The organism is Paraburkholderia sp. EG286B (assembly GCF_040965655.1).
Classification (GTDB): Bacteria; Pseudomonadota; Gammaproteobacteria; order Burkholderiales; family Burkholderiaceae; genus Paraburkholderia.
On record NZ_JBFRCF010000020.1, the window covers coordinates 20,526 to 38,316 of the forward strand.

Here is a 17,791-nt window from a genome sequence, read left to right on the forward strand (position 1 = left end):
CACGCAGCGGGCCCGGCATGGGCTGGGCCCGCGTAGCACAGTCACCGATTCATCACTTTTTTGAAAGAAGAGAAACATGGCAAAAGGTAAATTCGAACGGACCAAGCCGCACGTGAACGTGGGCACGATCGGTCACGTTGACCACGGCAAGACCACGCTGACGGCAGCGATCACGACGGTTCTGACCGCGAAGTTCGGCGGCGAAGCGAAGGCGTACGACCAGATCGACGCAGCGCCGGAAGAAAAGGCACGTGGTATTACCATCAACACCGCGCACGTCGAGTACGAAACGGCTAACCGCCACTACGCACACGTCGACTGCCCGGGCCACGCTGACTACGTGAAGAACATGATCACGGGCGCGGCGCAGATGGACGGCGCGATCCTGGTGTGCTCGGCCGCTGACGGCCCGATGCCGCAAACGCGTGAGCACATCCTGCTCGCCCGTCAGGTCGGCGTGCCTTACATCATCGTGTTCCTGAACAAGTGCGACATGGTCGACGACGCCGAGCTGCTCGAGCTGGTCGAAATGGAAGTGCGCGAGCTCCTGTCGAAGTACGACTTCCCGGGCGACGACACGCCGATCATCAAGGGTTCGGCCAAGCTGGCGCTGGAAGGCGACAAGGGCGAACTGGGTGAAGTGGCGATCATGAACCTGGCCGACGCACTGGACACGTACATCCCGACGCCGGAGCGCGCAGTTGACGGCGCCTTCCTGATGCCGGTGGAAGACGTGTTCTCGATCTCGGGTCGCGGCACGGTGGTGACGGGTCGCGTCGAGCGCGGCATCGTCAAGGTCGGCGAGGAAATCGAAATCGTCGGTATCAAGCCGACGGTGAAGACGACCTGCACGGGCGTGGAAATGTTCCGCAAGCTGCTCGACCAGGGTCAGGCAGGCGACAACGTGGGTATCCTGCTGCGCGGCACGAAGCGTGAAGACGTGGAGCGTGGCCAGGTGCTGGCCAAGCCGGGTTCGATCACGCCGCACACGCACTTCACGGCTGAAGTGTACGTGCTGAGCAAGGACGAAGGCGGCCGTCACACGCCGTTCTTCAACAACTACCGTCCGCAGTTCTACTTCCGTACGACGGACGTGACGGGCTCGATCGAGCTGCCGAAGGACAAGGAAATGGTCATGCCGGGCGACAACGTGTCGATCACGGTGAAGCTGATCGCTCCGATCGCGATGGAAGAAGGTCTGCGCTTCGCAATCCGCGAAGGTGGCCGTACCGTCGGCGCCGGCGTGGTTGCAAAGATCATCGAGTAAATCGAGTAGAATACTCGGCTCGCTGTAGAAGTTGATGTACCCAGGGACCACCTCGCGGCGCCTTGCCGCAGGGTGGTCCTGCGCTCTTTATCTCGTCTGGCGGCGCAAGTCCGCCTCGCTCTTTTCAAGGAATCATCATGCAGAACCAAAAAATCCGTATCCGTCTGAAGGCTTTCGACTACCGTCTGATCGACCAGTCGGCTGCTGAAATCGTCGATACGGCGAAGCGCACGGGCGCCATCGTGCGCGGTCCGGTGCCGCTGCCGACGCGTATCCAGCGTTTCGACATCCTGCGTTCGCCGCACGTCAACAAGACGTCGCGCGATCAGCTCGAAATCCGCACGCACCTGCGCCTGATGGACATCGTCGACCCGACGGACAAGACCGTTGACGCGCTGATGAAGCTGGACCTCCCGGCTGGCGTGGACGTCGAAATCAAGCTGCAGTAAGAGCCTCCAGCGCCGCCAGAAACTTCGGGTGGCGCTAAGTCTTTGATTGCTTGCGGAAAACGAGAAAGGTCGTTATACTTGACGTCTTTTCGCGCGTTTGCGCAAAAAATCGGTGTGTCCCTTTCGAGCCTTTACCTCGAAAACATGCCGGTACTTTGTAAATTAGCCCCGACCAATCGCAGTCGGGAATGGAGAAAACGATGAGCCTTGGACTCGTAGGTCGCAAGGTTGGCATGACCCGTATCTTCACGGCCGAAGGGGATTCGATTCCCGTGACCGTGCTGGACGTGTCCGACAACCGCGTGACGCAGATCAAGACTGTAGAAACCGACGGCTACACGGCCGTGCAGGTTACTTTCGGTACGCGCCGTGCATCGCGCGTGACGAAGCCGCTCGCAGGTCATCTCGCCAAAGCTGGCGTTCAAGCCGGTGAAATCCTCAAGGAATTCCAGATCGACGCCGCTAAGGCCGCCGAACTGTCCGCTGGCGCCGTGATCGGTGTGGAACTCTTCGAAGAAGGCCAGAAGATCGACGTGCAAGGCACCTCGATCGGTAAGGGCTACGCCGGTACCATCAAGCGTTACAACTTCGCTTCGGGTCGTGCTTCGCACGGTAACTCGCGCTCGCACAATGTGCCGGGCTCGATCGGTATGGCGCAGGATCCGGGTCGCGTGTTCCCGGGCAAGCGCATGACCGGTCACATGGGTGACGAAACCGTGACGGTGCAAAACCTCGAAATCGCCCGTATCGACGCAGAGCGCAAGCTGCTGCTGGTCAAGGGTGCCGTGCCGGGTGCAAAGGGCGGCAAGGTTTTCGTGACGCCCGCCGTCAAGGCGCGCGCCAAGAAAGGAGCGCAATAATGGAACTGAAGCTCCTGAACGCTAATGGTCAGGAAGGCGCAGCGGTTAACGCGTCGGACGTCGTGTTCGGCCGTGACTACAACGAAGCGCTGATCCACCAGATCGTTGTCGCCTACCAGGCGAACGCGCGCAGCGGTAACCGCGCGCAGAAGGACCGCGAACAGGTCAAGCACACCACCAAGAAGCCGTGGCGTCAGAAGGGTACGGGCCGCGCTCGTGCCGGTATGTCGTCGAGCCCGCTGTGGCGCGGCGGTGGTCGCATCTTCCCGAATTCGCCGGAAGAAAACTTCTCGCACAAGGTCAACAAGAAGATGCATCGCGCAGGCCTCTGCTCGATCTTCTCGCAGCTGGCCCGCGAAGGCCGCATCTCGGTCGTCGAAGAGCTCTCGCTCGAAGCGCCGAAGACGAAGCTGCTGGCCGAAAAGTTCAAGGCCATGGGTCTCGAATCCGTGCTGGTCATCACCGACACGGTCGACGAGAACCTGTATCTCGCGTCGCGCAACCTGCCCCACGTGGCAGTCGTTGAGCCGCGTTTTGCCGACCCGCTCTCGCTGATCTACTTCAAGAAGATCCTGATCACGAAGGCAGCGGTCGCCCAGATCGAGGAGTTGCTGTCATGAGCGAGATTCGCAAGAACGATCATCGTTTGATGCAGGTCCTGCTCGCACCGGTGATCTCCGAAAAGGCGACGCTGGTTGCGGAGAAGAACGAACAAGTCGTCTTCGAAGTCGCGCCGGACGCGAACAAGCAGGAAGTCAAAGCTGCTGTCGAGCTGCTGTTCAAGGTGGAAGTCGAGTCCGTCAACGTGCTGGTCCAGAAGGGCAAAGCCAAGCGCTTTGGCCGCTTCAACGGCAAGCGCAAGGACGTGAAGAAGGCGTATGTCTGCCTGAAGCCCGGCCAGGAAATCAACTTTGAAGCGGAGGCCAAGTAATCATGGCAATCGTGAAAGTTAAGCCGACCTCGCCGGGTCGCCGCGCGATGGTCAAGATCGTCAACAAGGACCTCCATAAGGGCGCACCGTTCGCGGCGCTGCTCGAAAAGAAGTCCTCGACGGCTGGCCGTAACAACAACGGTCGCATCACGACGCGTCACCAGGGTGGCGGTCACAAGCAGCACTACCGTGTGATCGATTTCCGTCGTACGAAGGATGGCATCCCCGCGAAGGTGGAGCGTCTCGAGTATGACCCGAACCGTAGCGCGAACATTGCGCTGGTTCTTTACGCAGACGGCGAGCGCCGCTACATCATCGCGCCGAAGGGCGTGACGGTTGGCACGCAGCTGATGTCGGGTTCGGAAGCGCCGATCCGTGCAGGCAACACGCTGCCGATCCGCAACATTCCGGTCGGTACGACGATCCACTGCATCGAAATGCTGCCGGGCAAGGGCGCGCAAATGGCGCGTTCGGCTGGCACGTCGGCAATGCTGCTGGCACGTGAAGGCGTCTACGCGCAGGTTCGTCTGCGTTCGGGCGAAATCCGCCGCGTGCACGTCGAATGCCGCGCAACGATCGGTGAAGTCGGCAACGAAGAGCACAGCCTCCGTCAAATCGGTAAGGCTGGCGCGAACCGCTGGCGCGGTATCCGCCCGACGGTCCGTGGCGTTGCAATGAACCCGGTCGACCACCCGCACGGTGGTGGCGAAGGCAAGACTGCGGCTGGTCGCGACCCGGTGAGCCCGTGGGGCACGCCGACGAAGGGCTATCGCACCCGCAGCAACAAGCGCACGACGAGCATGATCGTCCAGCGCCGTCACAAGCGTTAAGGAGTAGGCAATGGCACGTTCTATTAAGAAAGGTCCGTTCTGCGACGCCCATTTGCTGAAGAAGGTTGAGGCGGCTGCAGCATCGCGTGACAAGAAACCGATCAAGACCTGGTCGCGTCGCTCGACGATCCTGCCGGATTTCATCGGCCTGACGATCGCCGTGCACAACGGCCGTCAACACGTTCCCGTGTATGTCACGGAAAACATGGTCGGCCACAAGCTTGGCGAGTTCGCACTGACCCGTACGTTCAAGGGTCACGCGGCCGACAAGAAGGCCAAGAAATAAGGGGCAATCAAGATGGAAGTGAAGGCAATTCATCGCGGTGCCCGCATCTCGGCGCAGAAGACGCGCCTTGTGGCTGACCAGATCCGCGGTCTGCCGGTCGACAAGGCACTGAACGTTCTGACGTTCTCGCCGAAGAAAGCGGCTGGCATCGTGAAAAAGGTTGTGCTCTCGGCGATCGCAAACGCGGAACACAACGAAGGTGCTGATATCGACGAGCTCAAGATCAAGAGCATCTACGTCGACAAGGCAGCTTCGCTGAAGCGTTTCACCGCGCGCGCCAAGGGCCGCGGCAACCGCATCGAGAAGCAATCCTGTCACATCACTGTGACGGTCGGGAATTAAGGAGCCATACGATGGGACAGAAAATTCATCCGACTGGCTTCCGTTTGGCCGTCAGCCGCAATTGGGCTTCGCGTTGGTACGCGAACAACAACAATTTCGCGGCGATGTTGAAGGAAGACATCGGTGTTCGTGAATACCTGAAGAAGAAGCTGAAGAACGCTTCGGTGGGCCGTGTTGTGATCGAGCGTCCGGCTAAGAACGCTCGCATCACGATTTACAGCTCGCGCCCGGGTGTGGTGATCGGCAAGAAGGGCGAGGACATCGAACTCCTCAAGGCCGAACTCCAGAAGCGCATGGGCGTTCCGGTTCACGTGAACATCGAGGAAATCCGCAAGCCGGAAACCGATGCTCAACTGATCGCCGATTCGATCACGCAGCAGCTCGAGCGCCGCATCATGTTCCGTCGCGCAATGAAGCGCGCGATGCAGAACGCAATGCGTCTGGGTGCCCAGGGCATCAAGATCATGAGCGCCGGCCGTCTGAACGGTATCGAAATCGCACGTACCGAGTGGTACCGCGAAGGTCGAGTGCCGCTTCACACGCTGCGTGCCGACATCGACTACGCAACCTCGGAAGCGAAGACGACGTACGGCATCATCGGCGTGAAGGTTTGGGTCTACAAGGGCGACACGCTCGGCCGCAACGACGCACCGGTGGTGGAAGAAGTCGCCGAAGAAAAGCGTCCGCGCCGCAATGCGCGTCCGGGCGATCGTCGTCCGCGCCGTGATGGCGAAGGCGCACCGGGTGCCCGTCGTGGCGCACCGCGCCGTGGCGCCGGCGGTGACGGCAAGAGTGGAGAATAACGATGCTGCAACCGAAACGCAGGAAGTATCGCAAAGAGCAGAAGGGTCGTAACACCGGTATCGCAACGCGCGGCAACGCCGTTTCGTTCGGTGAATACGGTCTGAAGGCTATCGGTCGTGGTCGCCTGACCGCGCGTCAGATTGAAGCTGCGCGTCGTGCAATGACGCGTCACATCAAGCGTGGCGGCCGCATCTGGATCCGTATCTTCCCGGACAAGCCGATCTCGCAAAAGCCGGCGGAAGTGCGTATGGGTAACGGTAAGGGTAACCCTGAGTACTACGTCGCCGAGATTCAGCCGGGCAAGATGCTGTATGAAATGGATGGTGTGTCCGAAGAACTGGCCCGTGAAGCCTTCCGTCTGGCTGCAGCCAAGCTGCCGCTGAAGACGGTCTTCATGGTTCGCCAGCTCGGCGCCTAAGGAGTGATTGATGAAGGCATCTGAACTTCTTCAGAAAGACAAGGCCGCGCTCGACAAAGAGCTGTCGGACCTCTTGAAGGCGCAATTCGGCCTGCGCATGCAACTCGCGACCCAGCAGCTCACGAACACGAGCCAGCTGAAGAAGGTTCGTCGCGACATCGCACGTGTGCGGACCGTCCTGACTCAGAAGGCGAACCAGAAATGAACGAAAGCGTGAAAACCTCGCTTAAGCGGACGCTGGTCGGCAAGGTCGTCAGCAACAAGATGGACAAGACGGTCACCGTCCTGGTCGAGCGCCGCGTCAAGCACCCGATCTACGGCAAGTACGTTGTGCAGTCGAAGAAGTACCACGCTCACGACGAAGCGAACACGTACAACGAGGGTGACCTCGTTGAAATCCAGGAAACCCGTCCTCTCTCGAAGACGAAGGCCTGGACCGTGTCGAAGCTGATCGAAGCAGCACGCGTCATCTAAAAGTGGCGCAACACCCCGGGGAGCAACTTCCCGGGGTGTAGAAGTAATTGAAATCGCTGAAGATTTCGCTTGCTAGACCAAGATTATCGAGTTATAGTCTTGGTCTTCCCTCTTTATGGGTTTGCTGTTGGCAAAGCGGCAGGCGGAAATAGGTGGGGAAGCAGATCCGGACGCCAGTCCGGGTTAGCAAGATTCACCGGAATGCGATGGCCGGTTTCGTTTGCCGTCGCTGCTGTTCTTACCCAAGCAGCTGAGCGGTCGTTCTAGTGGCGGCGCGGCTGACGGGACCAAGACTGACCGGATGTGCCATGGTGGCGCGACCGGATTAAGTTGGGAAAGATAAACCATGATCCAGACCGAAACTCGGCTTGAAGTAGCCGACAACACGGGTGCACGTGAAGTCCTGTGCATCAAGGTGCTCGGCGGCTCGAAGCGTCGTTATGCCAGCATTGGCGACATCATCAAGGTGAGCGTCAAGGAAGCAACGCCGCGCGGGCGCGTAAAGAAGGGCGAAATCTACAACGCTGTTGTGGTTCGCACTGCGAAGGGCGTGCGCCGTCAAGACGGCTCGCTGATCAAGTTCGATGGCAACGCCGCCGTGCTTTTGAATACCAAGCTTGAGCCGATCGGCACCCGTATCTTCGGGCCGGTTACGCGTGAGCTGCGTAGCGAACGATTCATGAAGATCGTTTCGCTGGCGCCGGAAGTGCTGTAAGGAGCCGCGATGAACAAGATTCGCAAGGGTGACGAAGTTATCGTCGTTACCGGCAAAGATAAGGGCAAGCGCGGCGTCGTGCTGGCCATCGGCGAAGAGCGCGTCACTGTCGAAGGCATCAACATCGCGAAGAAGCATGTGAAGCCGAACCCCATGAAGGGTACGACGGGTGGCGTGGAAGCCAAGGCAATGCCGCTGGCTATCTCGAACGTCGCACTGGTCGACGCGAACGGTAAGCCGTCGCGCGTGGGCATCAAGGTCGAAGGGGACAAGAAGGTTCGTTTCCTGAAGACGACCGGTGCTGTTCTGAGCGCCTGACGCTGCGGAGTAAAAAATGGCACGTTTGCAAGAATTTTATAAAGAGAAGGTCGTTCCTGGCCTGATCGAGAAGTTCGGTTACAAGTCGGTCATGGAAGTGCCGCGCCTCACCAAGATCACCCTGAACATGGGTGTTGGTGAAGCCGTCGCTGACAAGAAGGTCCTCGAGCACGCCGTTGGCGACCTCACGAAGATCGCCGGCCAGAAGCCCGTCATCACGAAGTCGCGCAAGGCAATCGCCGGCTTCAAGATTCGCGAAGGCTACCCGATCGGCACGATGGTTACGCTGCGTGGCAATGCCATGTACGAATTCCTGGACCGTTTCGTGACGGTTGCGCTGCCCCGCGTGCGCGACTTCCGTGGCGTGTCGGGCAAGGCATTCGACGGCCGTGGTAACTACAACATCGGTGTGAAAGAGCAGATCATTTTCCCCGAAATCGACTACGACAAGATCGACGCGCTGCGTGGGCTGAACATCAGCATCACGACGACCGCGAAGACCGACGAAGAAGCAAAGGCACTGCTCGCCGGCTTCAAGTTCCCGTTCAGAAACTGAGGTTACCGTGGCTAAACTGGCACTGATCGAACGTGAAAAGAAGCGCGCTCGTCTGGCAGCGAAATTCGCGCCGAAGCGCGCAGCGCTGAAGGCGATCATCGACGACCAAAGCAAGTCGGAAGAAGAGCGCTATTCGGCTCGCCTGGAACTGCAACAACTGCCCCGCAACTCGAACCCGACTCGCAAGCGTAACCGCTGCGCGCTCACGGGTCGTCCGCGTGGCACGTTCCGCAAATTCGGTCTCGCACGTAACAAGATTCGTGAAATCGCGTTCCGTGGTGAGATCCCTGGCATCACCAAGGCGAGCTGGTAATAGGAGAAACATAAATGAGCATGAGTGATCCTATCGCCGATATGCTGACTCGCATCCGCAATGCGCAGATGGTCGAGAAGGTTTCGGTTGCTATGCCCTCGTCGAAAGTGAAGATTGCGATTGCGCAGGTTCTGAAGGACGAAGGCTATATCGACGACTTCGCGGTGAAAACCGAAGGTGCGAAGTCGGAATTGAACATCGCGTTGAAGTACTACGCTGGCCGTCCCGTTATCGAGCGCATCGAACGCGTCTCGAAGCCGGGTCTGCGCGTGTACCGCGGCCGCAACGACATTCCGCAGGTCATGAACGGCCTGGGCGTTGCGATCGTGTCGACGCCGAAGGGTGTGATGACGGACCGCAAGGCGCGCGCTACTGGCGTCGGCGGCGAAGTTATCTGCTACGTCGCTTAAGGCCTAAGGAGAAGAAACATGTCTCGAGTAGGTAAGAGCCCGATCGCGCTGCAAGGCGCAGAAGCGACGCTCAGCGACGAGAAGATTACCGTCAAGGGCCCGCTGGGTACGATTTCGCAAGCTGCGAACCGCCTCGTGAAGGTGGTGAACGACAACGGCACGCTGAAGTTCGAGCCGACCGACGAAAGCCGCGAAGCCAATGCGATGTCGGGCACGATGCGCGCGATTGTCGCGAACATGGTGCAAGGCGTGACGAAGGGTTTCGAGCGCAAGCTGACGCTGGTTGGCGTTGGTTATCGTGCTCAAGCGCAAGGCGACAAGCTGAACCTGTCGCTGGGTTTCTCGCACCCCGTGGTGCACCAGATGCCGGAAGGCGTGAAGGCCGAAACCCCGTCGCAAACGGAAATCGTGATCAAGGGGATCGACAAGCAACAAGTTGGCCAGGTCGCTGCGGAAGTCCGCGGCTACCGCCCGCCGGAGCCCTATAAGGGCAAGGGTGTGCGCTACGCCAACGAGGTTGTGATCCTCAAAGAAACGAAGAAGAAGTAAGGGTGCGCAATCATGGATAAGACTCAATCTCGCCTGCGCCGCGCTCGTCAGACGCGTCTCAAGATCGCTGAGCTGCAGGTCGCGCGTCTGGCCGTGCATCGCACGAACACGCACATCTATGCACAAGTGTTCTCGCCCTGCGGCACCAAGGTGCTGGCCAGCGCGTCGACGCTCGAAGCTGAAGTGCGTGCGCAACTGGCTGACCAGTCGGGCAAGGGCGGCAATGTCGCCGCGGCCTCGCTGATCGGCAAGCGTATCGCAGAAAAGGCTAAGGCCGCCGGCATCGAATCCGTCGCCTTTGACCGCTCGGGTTTCCGCTATCACGGCCGCGTCAAGGCGCTGGCTGATGCTGCGCGCGAAGCCGGGCTCAAGTTCTAAGGAAGGAATTCGTCATGGCAAAGATGCAAGCGAAAGTTCAGGCTGACGAACGCGACGACGGCCTCCGCGAAAAAATGATTTCGGTCAATCGCGTGACCAAGGTCGTGAAGGGTGGCCGTATTCTCGGCTTCGCCGCACTGACCGTGGTTGGCGACGGTGATGGCCGCGTCGGTATGGGCAAGGGCAAGTCGAAGGAAGTGCCCGTTGCTGTCCAGAAGGCGATGGAACAAGCTCGCCGCAACATGTTCAAGGTGCCCCTGAAGAACGGCACCCTGCAACACGAAGTGCACGGCAAGCACGGCGCATCGGTCGTCCTCCTCGCTCCGGCGAAGGCAGGTACGGGCGTGATCGCCGGCGGCCCGATGCGCGCAGTGTTCGACGTGATGGGCGTGCAGAACGTCGTGGCCAAGAGCCACGGTTCGACGAACCCGTACAACCTCGTTCGTGCCACGCTGGACGGTCTGCGCAAGCAGTCGACCCCGGCTGACATCGCGGCGAAGCGCGGCAAGTCCGTCGAAGACATTCTGGGCTAAGGGTGGGCACCATGTCTGAAAAAACTGTCAAGGTTCAGCTCGTCAAGAGCCTGATTGGGACCCGCGAAACGCACCGTGCCACTGTGCGCGGTCTCGGCCTGCGCCGCCTGAACTCGGTCTCCGAGCTGCAGGACACGCCGGCTGTGCGCGGCATGATCAACAAGGTCTCGTACCTCGTTAAGGTCATCGGCTAAGCGGTCGACCAAAGACTCCAGGAGTTGAAAATGGAATTGAATAACCTGAAGCCGGCAGAAGGTGCGAAGCACGCAAAGCGTCGCGTCGGCCGCGGCATCGGCTCCGGCCTCGGCAAGACCGCTGGCCGTGGTCACAAGGGTCAGAAATCGCGTTCGGGCGGCTTCCACAAGGTCGGCTTCGAAGGCGGTCAGATGCCTCTGCAGCGTCGTCTGCCGAAGCGTGGCTTCACCTCGCTGACGAAGGAATTCGTCGGTGAAGTGCGCCTCGCCGACATCGAGAAGCTGCCGGTCGACGAAATCGATCTGCTGGCTCTCAAGCAGGCAGGCCTCGTGGGCGAACTGACCCGCAGCGCGAAGATCATCGCCACCGGCGAGATCAAGCGCAAGGTCGTCGTGAAGGGTCTGGGTGCGACGAAGAATGCGCGTGCTGCGATTGAAGCGGCAGGCGGTTCTTTTGCCGAGTGATTGTGAGTGGTGCGTGCGGGCTTGCCCGCCGTCACTAGCATCTGCATCGGAGAAGCTACTTGGCTAACAGCCCGAGTCTCGCAAAAACCGGTCGCAGCGCTCCGAAGTTCGGCGACCTGCGTCGGCGTGCAGTGTTCCTGCTGCTGGCGCTGGTCGTTTATCGTATCGGCGCGCATATTCCGGTTCCGGGTATCGATCCGGACCAACTGGCGAAGCTCTTTCAGAGCCAGTCGGGCGGCATCCTTGGCATGTTCAACATGTTCTCGGGTGGCGCACTGTCTCGGTTCACGATCTTCGCGCTGGGTGTGATGCCGTATATTTCGGCGTCGATCATCCTGCAGCTGATGGCGATCGTCTCGCCGCAGCTGGAAGCGCTGAAGAAGGAAGGGCAGGCTGGACAACGCAAGATCACGCAGTACACGCGGATCTTCACGGTGGTGCTGGCGACGTTTCAGGCGTTCGGCATCGCGGTCGCGCTGGAAAACCAGCCTGGCCTCGTGATCGATCCGGGCATGGTGTTCCGCTTGACGACGGTCGTGACGCTCGTAACGGGCACGATGTTCCTGATGTGGCTTGGTGAGCAGATCACGGAACGCGGGCTTGGCAACGGTATCTCGATCATCATCTTCGGCGGGATCGCGGCAGGCTTCCCGAATGCGCTCGGTGGGCTTTTCGAACTGGTTCGCACCGGCTCGATGAGCATCATCTCGGCGATCATCGTGGTCGTTCTGATCGCAGCCGTGACGTACCTGGTGGTGTTCATCGAACGCGGCCAGCGCAAGATCCTCGTGAACTATGCGAAGCGCCAGGTCGGTAACAAGATTTACGGCGGGCAGTCGTCCCACCTGCCGCTCAAGCTGAACATGTCGGGTGTGATTCCGCCGATCTTCGCGTCGTCGATCATCCTGTTCCCGGCAACCATCCTGAACTGGTTCAGTTCGGGTTCGCGAACCGGCTGGTTTGCGGACACGCTGCACAACGTGGCCGAAGCCCTCAAGCCTGGCCAGCCCGTGTACGTGTTGCTGTACGCGTTGGCGATCGTGTTCTTCTGCTTCTTCTACACCGCACTGGTGTTCAACAGCAGGGAAACGGCCGACAACCTGAAAAAGAGTGGCGCGTTCGTACCTGGCATCCGTCCGGGCGATCAGACGGCACGCTATATCGACCGCATCCTCACGCGTCTGACGCTGGCCGGTGCGATCTATATCGTGTTCGTTTGCCTGCTGCCGGAGTTTCTGGTGCTGCGCTGGAATGTGCCGTTTTATTTTGGTGGAACGTCGCTGCTGATCATTGTCGTCGTCACAATGGACTTCATGGCGCAGGTGCAGTCGTACGTGATGTCGCAACAATATGAATCGCTGCTCAAGAAGGCTAACTTCAAGGGCGGCGGCGTCCCGATGCGTTAAAAGGACCTATGGCCAAAGACGATGTAATCCAGATGCAAGGCGAGGTTATCGAAAACCTCCCCAACGCGACCTTCCGGGTGAAGCTGGAAAACGGCCATGTCGTTCTGGGACATATTTCCGGAAAAATGCGGATGCACTACATCCGCATTCTCCCGGGCGACAAGGTGACGGTTGAGTTGACGCCTTACGATCTGTCGCGTGCGCGGATCGTGTTCCGGGCGAAGTGATTTAGGAAAAAGGGTAATATCATGAAAGTGATGGCATCGGTAAAGCGCATTTGCCGCAACTGCAAAATCATCAAGCGCAACGGCGTCGTTCGCGTGATCTGCAGCTCGGACCCGCGCCACAAGCAGCGCCAAGGCTGATTAGCGCGCTTGCGCTTTTTGTTTGAGGAAAAACAATGGCTCGTATTGCAGGGGTTAACATCCCGAACCACCAGCACACCGAAATCGGCCTGACGGCAATTTTTGGTGTTGGCCGCACGCGTTCGCGCAACATCTGCGTGGCCGCCGGTGTGCCGTTCAACAAGAAGGTCAAGGACCTGAACGACGCGGATCTGGAAAAGCTGCGTGAGGAAGTGGGCAAGTTTGTCGTCGAAGGCGATCTCCGCCGTGAAGTGACGATGAACATCAAGCGCCTGATGGACCTCGGCTGCTACCGCGGCGTGCGCCATCGCAAGGGCCTGCCCCTGCGTGGCCAGCGTACGCGTACCAACGCACGTACGCGTAAGGGTCCGCGCCGCGCAGCACAGTCGCTGAAGAAGTAAGCGGAACTGAAAGTTACAGGAAAACGTAATGGCTAAGGCTTCGAACAACTCCGCGGCGCAACGCGTTCGCAAGAAGGTTAAGAAGAACGTCGCCGAGGGCGTGGTTCACGTTCACGCGTCGTTCAACAACACGATCATCACGATCACCGACCGTCAAGGCAACGCGCTTGCTTGGGCAACGTCGGGCGGTCAGGGCTTCAAGGGTTCGCGTAAGTCGACGCCCTTCGCAGCTCAGGTCGCAGCTGAATCGGCTGGCCGTGTTGCAATGGAATACGGCGTCAAGAACCTCGAAGTGCGTATCAAGGGCCCCGGCCCGGGTCGCGAATCGGCGGTGCGCGCGCTGCATGGTCTTGGCATCAAGATCACCGCGATCTCCGACGTTACGCCGGTCCCGCACAACGGCTGCCGTCCGCCGAAGCGCCGCCGTATCTAAGGCGTCGTTTTAGCCGAACGCCTGAGCCGCCGGAAACGGCGACCCAGGCTCTCGGCGTTATTGAATTGACTAAGCCCACCGTTCGGTTCAAAGAGCCGGACTAGCGCGAAGGCCGGGTTTTCCCGTTTAGCCCTCGCGTGATCAATTATCGAAGGAAAGCAACGTGGCACGTTATATCGGCCCGAAGGCCAAGCTGTCCCGCCGTGAAGGCACCGACCTCTTCCTGAAGAGCGCGCGCCGCTCGCTCGCCGACAAGTGCAAGCTCGACAGCAAGCCGGGTCAGCACGGCCGCACCTCGGGCGCCCGTACGTCCGACTACGGCACGCAGCTTCGCGAGAAGCAAAAAGTGAAGCGTATCTACGGCGTGCTCGAGCGCCAGTTCCGCCGCTACTTCGCGGAAGCTGACCGCATCAAGGGCAACACCGGCGAAAACCTGCTGCAACTGCTCGAATCGCGTCTCGACAACGTCGTGTACCGCATGGGCTTCGCTTCGACCCGCGCTGAAGCGCGTCAGCTCGTGGGCCACAAGGCTCTCACGGTGAACGGCGTCGTTTCGAACATCCCGTCGATGCAAGTGAAGGCTGGCGACGTCGTCGCGATTCGCGAAAAGGCGAAGAAGCAGGCGCGTATCGTCGAAGCCCTCTCGCTCGCAGAGCAAGGCGGCATGGCAAGCTGGGTGTCGGTCGACGCGAAGAAGTTCGAAGGCACGTTCAAGGGCATGCCTGAGCGCAGCGACATCGCTGGCGACATCAACGAAAGCCTGATCGTCGAATTGTATTCGCGGTAATCGGATTGACGGCCGGGGTAACCTCTGTGCTTCGCGCAGGAGGCGGCCTCGGCCGTTTTTTTCAGGTTGTTGCCATCTCAGCCTTATCGGTGTAACGAGCCGAGGGTATTGAAAAGGAAAACCTATGCAAACCAGTTTGTTGAAACCCAAGATCATCGCTGTGGAATCGCTCGGCGACAACCACGCGAAAGTGGTCATGGAGCCGTTCGAACGCGGTTATGGCCACACCTTGGGTAACGCGCTCCGGCGCGTGCTGCTGTCGTCGATGGTGGGCTACGCGCCGACCGAAGTGACGATCGCAGGCGTCGTGCACGAATACTCGACGCTCGATGGTGTGCAAGAGGATGTGGTCAACCTGCTGCTGAACCTGAAGGGTGTCGTTTTCAAGCTGCATAACCGTGACGAAGTGACGGTTACGCTGCGCAAGGAAGGCGAAGGCGTTGTCACCGCTGGCGACATCGAACTCTCGCACGACTGCGAAGTGATCAACCCGGATCACGTGGTTGCGCATCTGACGAAGGGCGGCAAGCTCGACGTGCAGATCAAGATCGAAAAGGGCCGTGGCTACGTGCCGGGCAACGTGCGCCGTTACGGCGACGAGTCGGCCAAGATCATCGGCCGCATCGTGCTGGACGCGTCGTTCTCGCCGGTTCGCCGCGTGAGCTACGCCGTGGAAAGCGCGCGTGTCGAACAGCGTACCGACCTCGACAAGCTCGTGATGAACATCGAAACCAATGGCGTGATCTCGCCTGAGGAAGCGATCCGCCAGTCGGCCCGCATCCTCGTGGATCAGCTGTCGGTGTTCGCGGCTCTGGAAGGCACGGAAACGGCCGCGGAAGCGCCTTCGCGCGCACCGCAGATCGACCCGATCCTGCTGCGTCCGGTGGACGATCTCGAACTCACGGTTCGCTCGGCGAACTGCCTGAAGGCCGAGAACATCTACTACATCGGCGATCTGATCCAGCGCACCGAGAACGAGCTGCTCAAGACCCCGAACCTGGGTCGCAAGTCGCTCAACGAGATCAAGGAAGTGCTCGCTTCGCGCGGTCTCACGCTCGGCATGAAGCTCGAAAACTGGCCGCCGGCTGGTCTCGATAAGTAAGAAGTCTGGCACGGACGCGGATTTTCCTTTAAAATCCGCGTCTTGCCTTTTTCACGTACCGGCCCGTGCCTCGATAGTTGCGAGGCGATAGAAGAGCTGGACCAAAACTTTGTTTCAAGGAAATTGAAATGCGTCACCGTCATGGTCTGCGGAAACTGAACCGCACGAGCAGCCACCGTCTGGCAATGCTCCGTAACATGTCCAACTCGCTCATCGAGCACGAAGTCATCAAGACGACGCTGCCGAAGGCGAAGGAACTCCGTAAGGTTGTCGAGCCCCTCATCACGCTGGGCAAGAAGCCGTCGCTCGCAAACCGTCGTCTGGCGTTCAACCGCCTGCGCGATCGTGACTCGGTCACGAAGCTGTTCGACGTGCTCGGTCCGCGTTTCGCGAACCGTCCGGGCGGCTACCTGCGTATCCTGAAGTTCGGTTTCCGTGTTGGCGACAACGCACCGATGGCACTGGTCGAACTGCTCGACCGTCCGGAAGTCGCGGAAGAGAACGTCCAGGAAGCGGAATAAGCTTTCCGTCGCTCGATCCCCGGATTGAGCGGCATGCGAAAAAGCCAGGCCTAGCCTTAATGCCGTTCAGTTAAGGTCCCGTTTCAGGTACCGAACGGTGTAGCGGAAAGGTCTGGACTTGACGGCCCGTGCGCAAGAGCGCCCGGGCCGTTTTTCGTTGGCGAGCTGCTTGAGCCGCTGGCGCAGGCGCACGAGCAGCGCAGGAAGTTTGCCGTACGAGCGGGTCACGGCTGCCCATGACATCTCATACTGAATCGTGTGAAACGCGCGGATGAAGCTCAGGTCCCCGGGGGCGCGTCCGGCCTCAAGCGCGGCCTTCGCCACCTCCAGCCGGATCAGGTTGTAGGCAATCAGGGCGCCCCAGAACTCCTGGTAGACGCCGTCAACGGTCTGGCTGCGCAGGGTCAACTCCATGCCCAGCATCGACTGCTTCAATTCCCGGTAACTGGTCTCGATCTGCCAGCGACGTGCGTAGCAGGACACGATGTCCGTTGCCTCGAACCGCTCTCGATCACACAGGGAGCTGAGCAATACCCGCTGCCGGCCACGCGCATCGACGGCAAGCACGGCGCGGGCTTGCCAGAACTCAGGCAGTTCCGGACAGGCCTTTCGCGCCTGCGGCGAGACGCGCATGCGCACCAACTGGTCGCCGGGCTCGCCGCTGAGCACCTCCCAGCGCGTATTGGACTTGGCTGGAATGATGAAATGCCGGTTTGCGCCGCCCGAGACCAGGTTGCACAGCAGTTGGGCTGACAGAAACCCTTTGTCGAACACCGTAATGGAGTTCTGCGGCACCCGCGCAACAAGCTGGCGCGCCGAGATCATCTCGTTCACGTCGTAAGGGCCGAATTCGACGTCGCGCACCAGGTGGGTGGAAATGGCAGTAAGCGTGACTGCGCGCAACTGGGGGTAGCTGCCGACCCGGTCATGCGCGGCTGTGGACGACCCGAAATGCTCGCGGTTGGCGGCACTGTCGGCCGTGCGCAGCGTGGTGCCGTCCATTGCGAACAGCGAGAATCCCTTGAAGAGGTAATGCGCCTGATCCTGCACAGACCAGTTCCTGGCGCATTCGTGAAAGAGCCACGCCAGGGGCGCCGCGCCAGTGCGCTGTCGAGCCTGGGCGATGGCGCTCTTGCTGACAAATGACGCATCGGGTGCGGGAAGCGCAAGCCCCAGTGCGTCAACGACCTCGCTGACTGACTGATGCCGGTATAGCGCCAGGGCGATCACCAGCCACACCACCTGCTGCGCAGGCAGACGGCGACGCCGGATGCTGGCGCTGCCGCTAGCCTGGACCGCCTGCTCAATCCATTCGTATGGCAGATGCTGTCCCAGCCTATCCCATTCGAATGGCGGGTGCGCTCGACAAGCAGGGGAAGGGTGTCAACCAGCATGGCGACGAAAGTTAACATCGCCGCGACGTGTTTACAACCCCTTTGCTCCACCAACAAAAATGCCGTTCAGTTGCTTAACTGAACGGCATTAAGGCCTAGCCTGGCTTTTTTGTTTTCGGGCGCGGATGAAATCGCGTCGAACCGTGTTTACCGGTTGCAGTCCCCTTTTGCCTCACGGTGCACGAGAGAAGCCGATCGGCGCCGATGGTACGATTACGTTCTGCCCCGAAGCCCGCTTGCCGTCGCACGCGGGCACCACGCCGGAGTTCGTCGTGACCCTCAATGTGACC

The 17,791-nt window shown here is 60.0% G+C and carries 31 protein-coding genes; 30 read left to right on the plus strand and 1 reads right to left on the minus strand.

Annotated features, from left to right (window positions below; genetic code table 11):
* Positions 1–76: 76 nt before the first annotated feature.
* From tuf to rplQ, 30 genes are all read left to right on the plus strand, one after another.
* Positions 77–1,267 carry an elongation factor Tu gene (tuf, locus tag AB4Y42_RS32845; RefSeq protein WP_028371383.1) on the plus strand — a complete coding sequence of 397 codons (1,191 nt, stop codon included), beginning with the start codon at positions 77–79 and terminating at the stop codon, positions 1,265–1,267.
* 137 nt (positions 1,268–1,404) lie between these two features.
* Positions 1,405–1,716 (plus strand): 30S ribosomal protein S10, encoded by a 312-nt coding sequence (rpsJ, locus tag AB4Y42_RS32850; RefSeq protein ID WP_017777154.1) that lies wholly within the window; start codon positions 1,405–1,407, stop codon positions 1,714–1,716.
* A gap of 200 nt (positions 1,717–1,916) precedes the next feature.
* The gene (gene rplC / locus AB4Y42_RS32855) at positions 1,917–2,576 is read left to right on the plus strand and encodes a 50S ribosomal protein L3 (RefSeq protein ID WP_028206511.1); all 660 of its coding nucleotides are present in this window, start codon (positions 1,917–1,919) and stop codon (positions 2,574–2,576) included.
* The gene (gene rplD, locus AB4Y42_RS32860; RefSeq protein ID WP_028213350.1) at positions 2,576–3,196 is read left to right on the plus strand and encodes a 50S ribosomal protein L4; all 621 of its coding nucleotides are present in this window, start codon (positions 2,576–2,578) and stop codon (positions 3,194–3,196) included. The genes rplC and rplD overlap by 1 nt, the downstream gene beginning before the upstream one ends.
* Entirely contained in the window at positions 3,193–3,507 is a 315-nt protein-coding gene (rplW, locus tag AB4Y42_RS32865; protein ID WP_028206513.1) for a 50S ribosomal protein L23, read from the plus strand. The genes rplD and rplW overlap by 4 nt, the downstream gene beginning before the upstream one ends.
* A 2-nt stretch (positions 3,508–3,509) precedes the next feature.
* On the plus strand, positions 3,510–4,337 hold the full coding sequence (gene rplB / locus AB4Y42_RS32870; protein ID WP_069268211.1) for a 50S ribosomal protein L2: 828 nt from the start codon (positions 3,510–3,512) through the stop codon (positions 4,335–4,337).
* Between the two features lie 10 nt (positions 4,338–4,347).
* Positions 4,348–4,623: a 30S ribosomal protein S19 gene (gene rpsS / locus AB4Y42_RS32875; protein ID WP_006998484.1), complete on the plus strand. Its 276-nt coding sequence runs from the start codon at positions 4,348–4,350 to the stop codon at positions 4,621–4,623.
* 12 nt (positions 4,624–4,635) lie between these two features.
* A complete protein-coding gene (gene rplV / locus AB4Y42_RS32880; protein WP_004199272.1) occupies positions 4,636–4,965 on the plus strand; it encodes a 50S ribosomal protein L22 in 330 nt (109 codons plus the stop codon).
* Positions 4,966–4,976: 11 nt separating this feature from the next.
* Complete coding sequence (gene rpsC / locus AB4Y42_RS32885) at positions 4,977–5,768, plus strand: 30S ribosomal protein S3 (RefSeq protein WP_027797287.1); 792 nt, start codon at positions 4,977–4,979, stop codon at positions 5,766–5,768.
* Positions 5,769–5,770: 2 nt separating this feature from the next.
* Entirely contained in the window at positions 5,771–6,187 is a 417-nt protein-coding gene (gene rplP / locus AB4Y42_RS32890; RefSeq protein WP_042269753.1) for a 50S ribosomal protein L16, read from the plus strand.
* Between the two features lie 10 nt (positions 6,188–6,197).
* Positions 6,198–6,392: a 50S ribosomal protein L29 gene (gene rpmC / locus AB4Y42_RS32895; protein WP_028206515.1), complete on the plus strand. Its 195-nt coding sequence runs from the start codon at positions 6,198–6,200 to the stop codon at positions 6,390–6,392.
* A complete protein-coding gene (gene rpsQ, locus AB4Y42_RS32900) occupies positions 6,389–6,661 on the plus strand; it encodes a 30S ribosomal protein S17 (RefSeq protein WP_028206516.1) in 273 nt (90 codons plus the stop codon). The genes rpmC and rpsQ overlap by 4 nt, the downstream gene beginning before the upstream one ends.
* A gap of 346 nt (positions 6,662–7,007) precedes the next feature.
* On the plus strand, positions 7,008–7,376 hold the full coding sequence (gene rplN, locus AB4Y42_RS32905; protein WP_028206517.1) for a 50S ribosomal protein L14: 369 nt from the start codon (positions 7,008–7,010) through the stop codon (positions 7,374–7,376).
* Positions 7,377–7,385: 9 nt separating this feature from the next.
* A complete protein-coding gene (gene rplX, locus AB4Y42_RS32910; RefSeq protein ID WP_069268212.1) occupies positions 7,386–7,694 on the plus strand; it encodes a 50S ribosomal protein L24 in 309 nt (102 codons plus the stop codon).
* A gap of 16 nt (positions 7,695–7,710) precedes the next feature.
* Positions 7,711–8,250, plus strand: a complete 540-nt coding sequence (rplE, locus tag AB4Y42_RS32915; protein ID WP_069268213.1) for a 50S ribosomal protein L5 — start codon at positions 7,711–7,713, stop codon at positions 8,248–8,250.
* Positions 8,251–8,257: 7 nt separating this feature from the next.
* The gene (gene rpsN / locus AB4Y42_RS32920; protein WP_069268214.1) at positions 8,258–8,563 is read left to right on the plus strand and encodes a 30S ribosomal protein S14; all 306 of its coding nucleotides are present in this window, start codon (positions 8,258–8,260) and stop codon (positions 8,561–8,563) included.
* Between the two features lie 14 nt (positions 8,564–8,577).
* A complete protein-coding gene (gene rpsH, locus AB4Y42_RS32925; RefSeq protein ID WP_027819345.1) occupies positions 8,578–8,973 on the plus strand; it encodes a 30S ribosomal protein S8 in 396 nt (131 codons plus the stop codon).
* An 18-nt stretch (positions 8,974–8,991) separates the two neighbouring features.
* Positions 8,992–9,522, plus strand: coding sequence for a 50S ribosomal protein L6 (rplF, locus tag AB4Y42_RS32930; RefSeq protein ID WP_133186304.1), 531 nt, complete (start codon positions 8,992–8,994; stop codon positions 9,520–9,522).
* 12 nt (positions 9,523–9,534) lie between these two features.
* Complete coding sequence (rplR, locus tag AB4Y42_RS32935; protein WP_027819343.1) at positions 9,535–9,900, plus strand: 50S ribosomal protein L18; 366 nt, start codon at positions 9,535–9,537, stop codon at positions 9,898–9,900.
* A 14-nt stretch (positions 9,901–9,914) separates the two neighbouring features.
* Positions 9,915–10,433 (plus strand): 30S ribosomal protein S5, encoded by a 519-nt coding sequence (gene rpsE, locus AB4Y42_RS32940; protein ID WP_028206522.1) that lies wholly within the window; start codon positions 9,915–9,917, stop codon positions 10,431–10,433.
* Positions 10,434–10,444: 11 nt separating this feature from the next.
* The gene (gene rpmD / locus AB4Y42_RS32945; RefSeq protein WP_010106952.1) at positions 10,445–10,627 is read left to right on the plus strand and encodes a 50S ribosomal protein L30; all 183 of its coding nucleotides are present in this window, start codon (positions 10,445–10,447) and stop codon (positions 10,625–10,627) included.
* A gap of 30 nt (positions 10,628–10,657) precedes the next feature.
* Positions 10,658–11,092 (plus strand): 50S ribosomal protein L15, encoded by a 435-nt coding sequence (gene rplO, locus AB4Y42_RS32950; protein ID WP_028206523.1) that lies wholly within the window; start codon positions 10,658–10,660, stop codon positions 11,090–11,092.
* Positions 11,093–11,151: 59 nt separating this feature from the next.
* A complete protein-coding gene (gene secY / locus AB4Y42_RS32955) occupies positions 11,152–12,498 on the plus strand; it encodes a preprotein translocase subunit SecY (protein ID WP_028206524.1) in 1,347 nt (448 codons plus the stop codon).
* Between the two features lie 8 nt (positions 12,499–12,506).
* Positions 12,507–12,725, plus strand: coding sequence for a translation initiation factor IF-1 (gene infA, locus AB4Y42_RS32960; RefSeq protein WP_004521905.1), 219 nt, complete (start codon positions 12,507–12,509; stop codon positions 12,723–12,725).
* Positions 12,726–12,746: 21 nt separating this feature from the next.
* On the plus strand, positions 12,747–12,863 hold the full coding sequence (gene rpmJ, locus AB4Y42_RS32965) for a 50S ribosomal protein L36 (RefSeq protein WP_027819338.1): 117 nt from the start codon (positions 12,747–12,749) through the stop codon (positions 12,861–12,863).
* Positions 12,864–12,898: 35 nt separating this feature from the next.
* Positions 12,899–13,264, plus strand: a complete 366-nt coding sequence (gene rpsM / locus AB4Y42_RS32970; protein ID WP_028213337.1) for a 30S ribosomal protein S13 — start codon at positions 12,899–12,901, stop codon at positions 13,262–13,264.
* Between the two features lie 28 nt (positions 13,265–13,292).
* The gene (gene rpsK / locus AB4Y42_RS32975) at positions 13,293–13,697 is read left to right on the plus strand and encodes a 30S ribosomal protein S11 (protein ID WP_006052224.1); all 405 of its coding nucleotides are present in this window, start codon (positions 13,293–13,295) and stop codon (positions 13,695–13,697) included.
* Positions 13,698–13,860: 163 nt separating this feature from the next.
* Entirely contained in the window at positions 13,861–14,484 is a 624-nt protein-coding gene (gene rpsD / locus AB4Y42_RS32980) for a 30S ribosomal protein S4 (RefSeq protein WP_368691426.1), read from the plus strand.
* Positions 14,485–14,608: 124 nt separating this feature from the next.
* The gene (rpoA, locus tag AB4Y42_RS32985) at positions 14,609–15,586 is read left to right on the plus strand and encodes a DNA-directed RNA polymerase subunit alpha (protein ID WP_254337073.1); all 978 of its coding nucleotides are present in this window, start codon (positions 14,609–14,611) and stop codon (positions 15,584–15,586) included.
* Between the two features lie 128 nt (positions 15,587–15,714).
* Entirely contained in the window at positions 15,715–16,107 is a 393-nt protein-coding gene (gene rplQ / locus AB4Y42_RS32990) for a 50S ribosomal protein L17 (protein ID WP_027797304.1), read from the plus strand.
* Positions 16,108–16,173: 66 nt separating this feature from the next.
* Here rplQ and AB4Y42_RS32995 read toward each other — a convergent pair whose 3' ends face one another.
* Positions 16,174–17,442 carry an IS4 family transposase gene (locus AB4Y42_RS32995; protein WP_368696530.1) on the minus strand — a complete coding sequence of 423 codons (1,269 nt, stop codon included), beginning with the start codon at positions 17,440–17,442 and terminating at the stop codon, positions 16,174–16,176.
* Between the last annotated feature and the right edge of the window lie 349 nt (positions 17,443–17,791).

Coding starts and splice junctions, on each gene's coding strand:
- rpmJ (WP_027819338.1), top strand. CDS start 12,747: ATGAAAGTGATGGCATCGGTAAAGCGCATTTGCCGCAACTGCAAAATC.
- rplW (WP_028206513.1), top strand. CDS start 3,193: ATGAGCGAGATTCGCAAGAACGATCATCGTTTGATGCAGGTCCTGCTC.
- rplB (WP_069268211.1), top strand. CDS start 3,510: ATGGCAATCGTGAAAGTTAAGCCGACCTCGCCGGGTCGCCGCGCGATG.
- rpsQ (WP_028206516.1), top strand. CDS start 6,389: ATGAACGAAAGCGTGAAAACCTCGCTTAAGCGGACGCTGGTCGGCAAG.
- rplP (WP_042269753.1), top strand. CDS start 5,771: ATGCTGCAACCGAAACGCAGGAAGTATCGCAAAGAGCAGAAGGGTCGT.
- rplE (WP_069268213.1), top strand. CDS start 7,711: ATGGCACGTTTGCAAGAATTTTATAAAGAGAAGGTCGTTCCTGGCCTG.
- rplF (WP_133186304.1), top strand. CDS start 8,992: ATGTCTCGAGTAGGTAAGAGCCCGATCGCGCTGCAAGGCGCAGAAGCG.
- rplO (WP_028206523.1), top strand. CDS start 10,658: ATGGAATTGAATAACCTGAAGCCGGCAGAAGGTGCGAAGCACGCAAAG.
- rplV (WP_004199272.1), top strand. CDS start 4,636: ATGGAAGTGAAGGCAATTCATCGCGGTGCCCGCATCTCGGCGCAGAAG.
- rplX (WP_069268212.1), top strand. CDS start 7,386: ATGAACAAGATTCGCAAGGGTGACGAAGTTATCGTCGTTACCGGCAAA.
- rpoA (WP_254337073.1), top strand. CDS start 14,609: ATGCAAACCAGTTTGTTGAAACCCAAGATCATCGCTGTGGAATCGCTC.
- rpmC (WP_028206515.1), top strand. CDS start 6,198: ATGAAGGCATCTGAACTTCTTCAGAAAGACAAGGCCGCGCTCGACAAA.
- rplR (WP_027819343.1), top strand. CDS start 9,535: ATGGATAAGACTCAATCTCGCCTGCGCCGCGCTCGTCAGACGCGTCTC.
- rpsJ (WP_017777154.1), top strand. CDS start 1,405: ATGCAGAACCAAAAAATCCGTATCCGTCTGAAGGCTTTCGACTACCGT.
- rplD (WP_028213350.1), top strand. CDS start 2,576: ATGGAACTGAAGCTCCTGAACGCTAATGGTCAGGAAGGCGCAGCGGTT.
- rpsK (WP_006052224.1), top strand. CDS start 13,293: ATGGCTAAGGCTTCGAACAACTCCGCGGCGCAACGCGTTCGCAAGAAG.
- rplC (WP_028206511.1), top strand. CDS start 1,917: ATGAGCCTTGGACTCGTAGGTCGCAAGGTTGGCATGACCCGTATCTTC.
- rplQ (WP_027797304.1), top strand. CDS start 15,715: ATGCGTCACCGTCATGGTCTGCGGAAACTGAACCGCACGAGCAGCCAC.
- rpsC (WP_027797287.1), top strand. CDS start 4,977: ATGGGACAGAAAATTCATCCGACTGGCTTCCGTTTGGCCGTCAGCCGC.
- rplN (WP_028206517.1), top strand. CDS start 7,008: ATGATCCAGACCGAAACTCGGCTTGAAGTAGCCGACAACACGGGTGCA.
- rpsM (WP_028213337.1), top strand. CDS start 12,899: ATGGCTCGTATTGCAGGGGTTAACATCCCGAACCACCAGCACACCGAA.
- tuf (WP_028371383.1), top strand. CDS start 77: ATGGCAAAAGGTAAATTCGAACGGACCAAGCCGCACGTGAACGTGGGC.
- rpmD (WP_010106952.1), top strand. CDS start 10,445: ATGTCTGAAAAAACTGTCAAGGTTCAGCTCGTCAAGAGCCTGATTGGG.
- rpsS (WP_006998484.1), top strand. CDS start 4,348: ATGGCACGTTCTATTAAGAAAGGTCCGTTCTGCGACGCCCATTTGCTG.
- rpsE (WP_028206522.1), top strand. CDS start 9,915: ATGGCAAAGATGCAAGCGAAAGTTCAGGCTGACGAACGCGACGACGGC.
- rpsH (WP_027819345.1), top strand. CDS start 8,578: ATGAGCATGAGTGATCCTATCGCCGATATGCTGACTCGCATCCGCAAT.
- infA (WP_004521905.1), top strand. CDS start 12,507: ATGGCCAAAGACGATGTAATCCAGATGCAAGGCGAGGTTATCGAAAAC.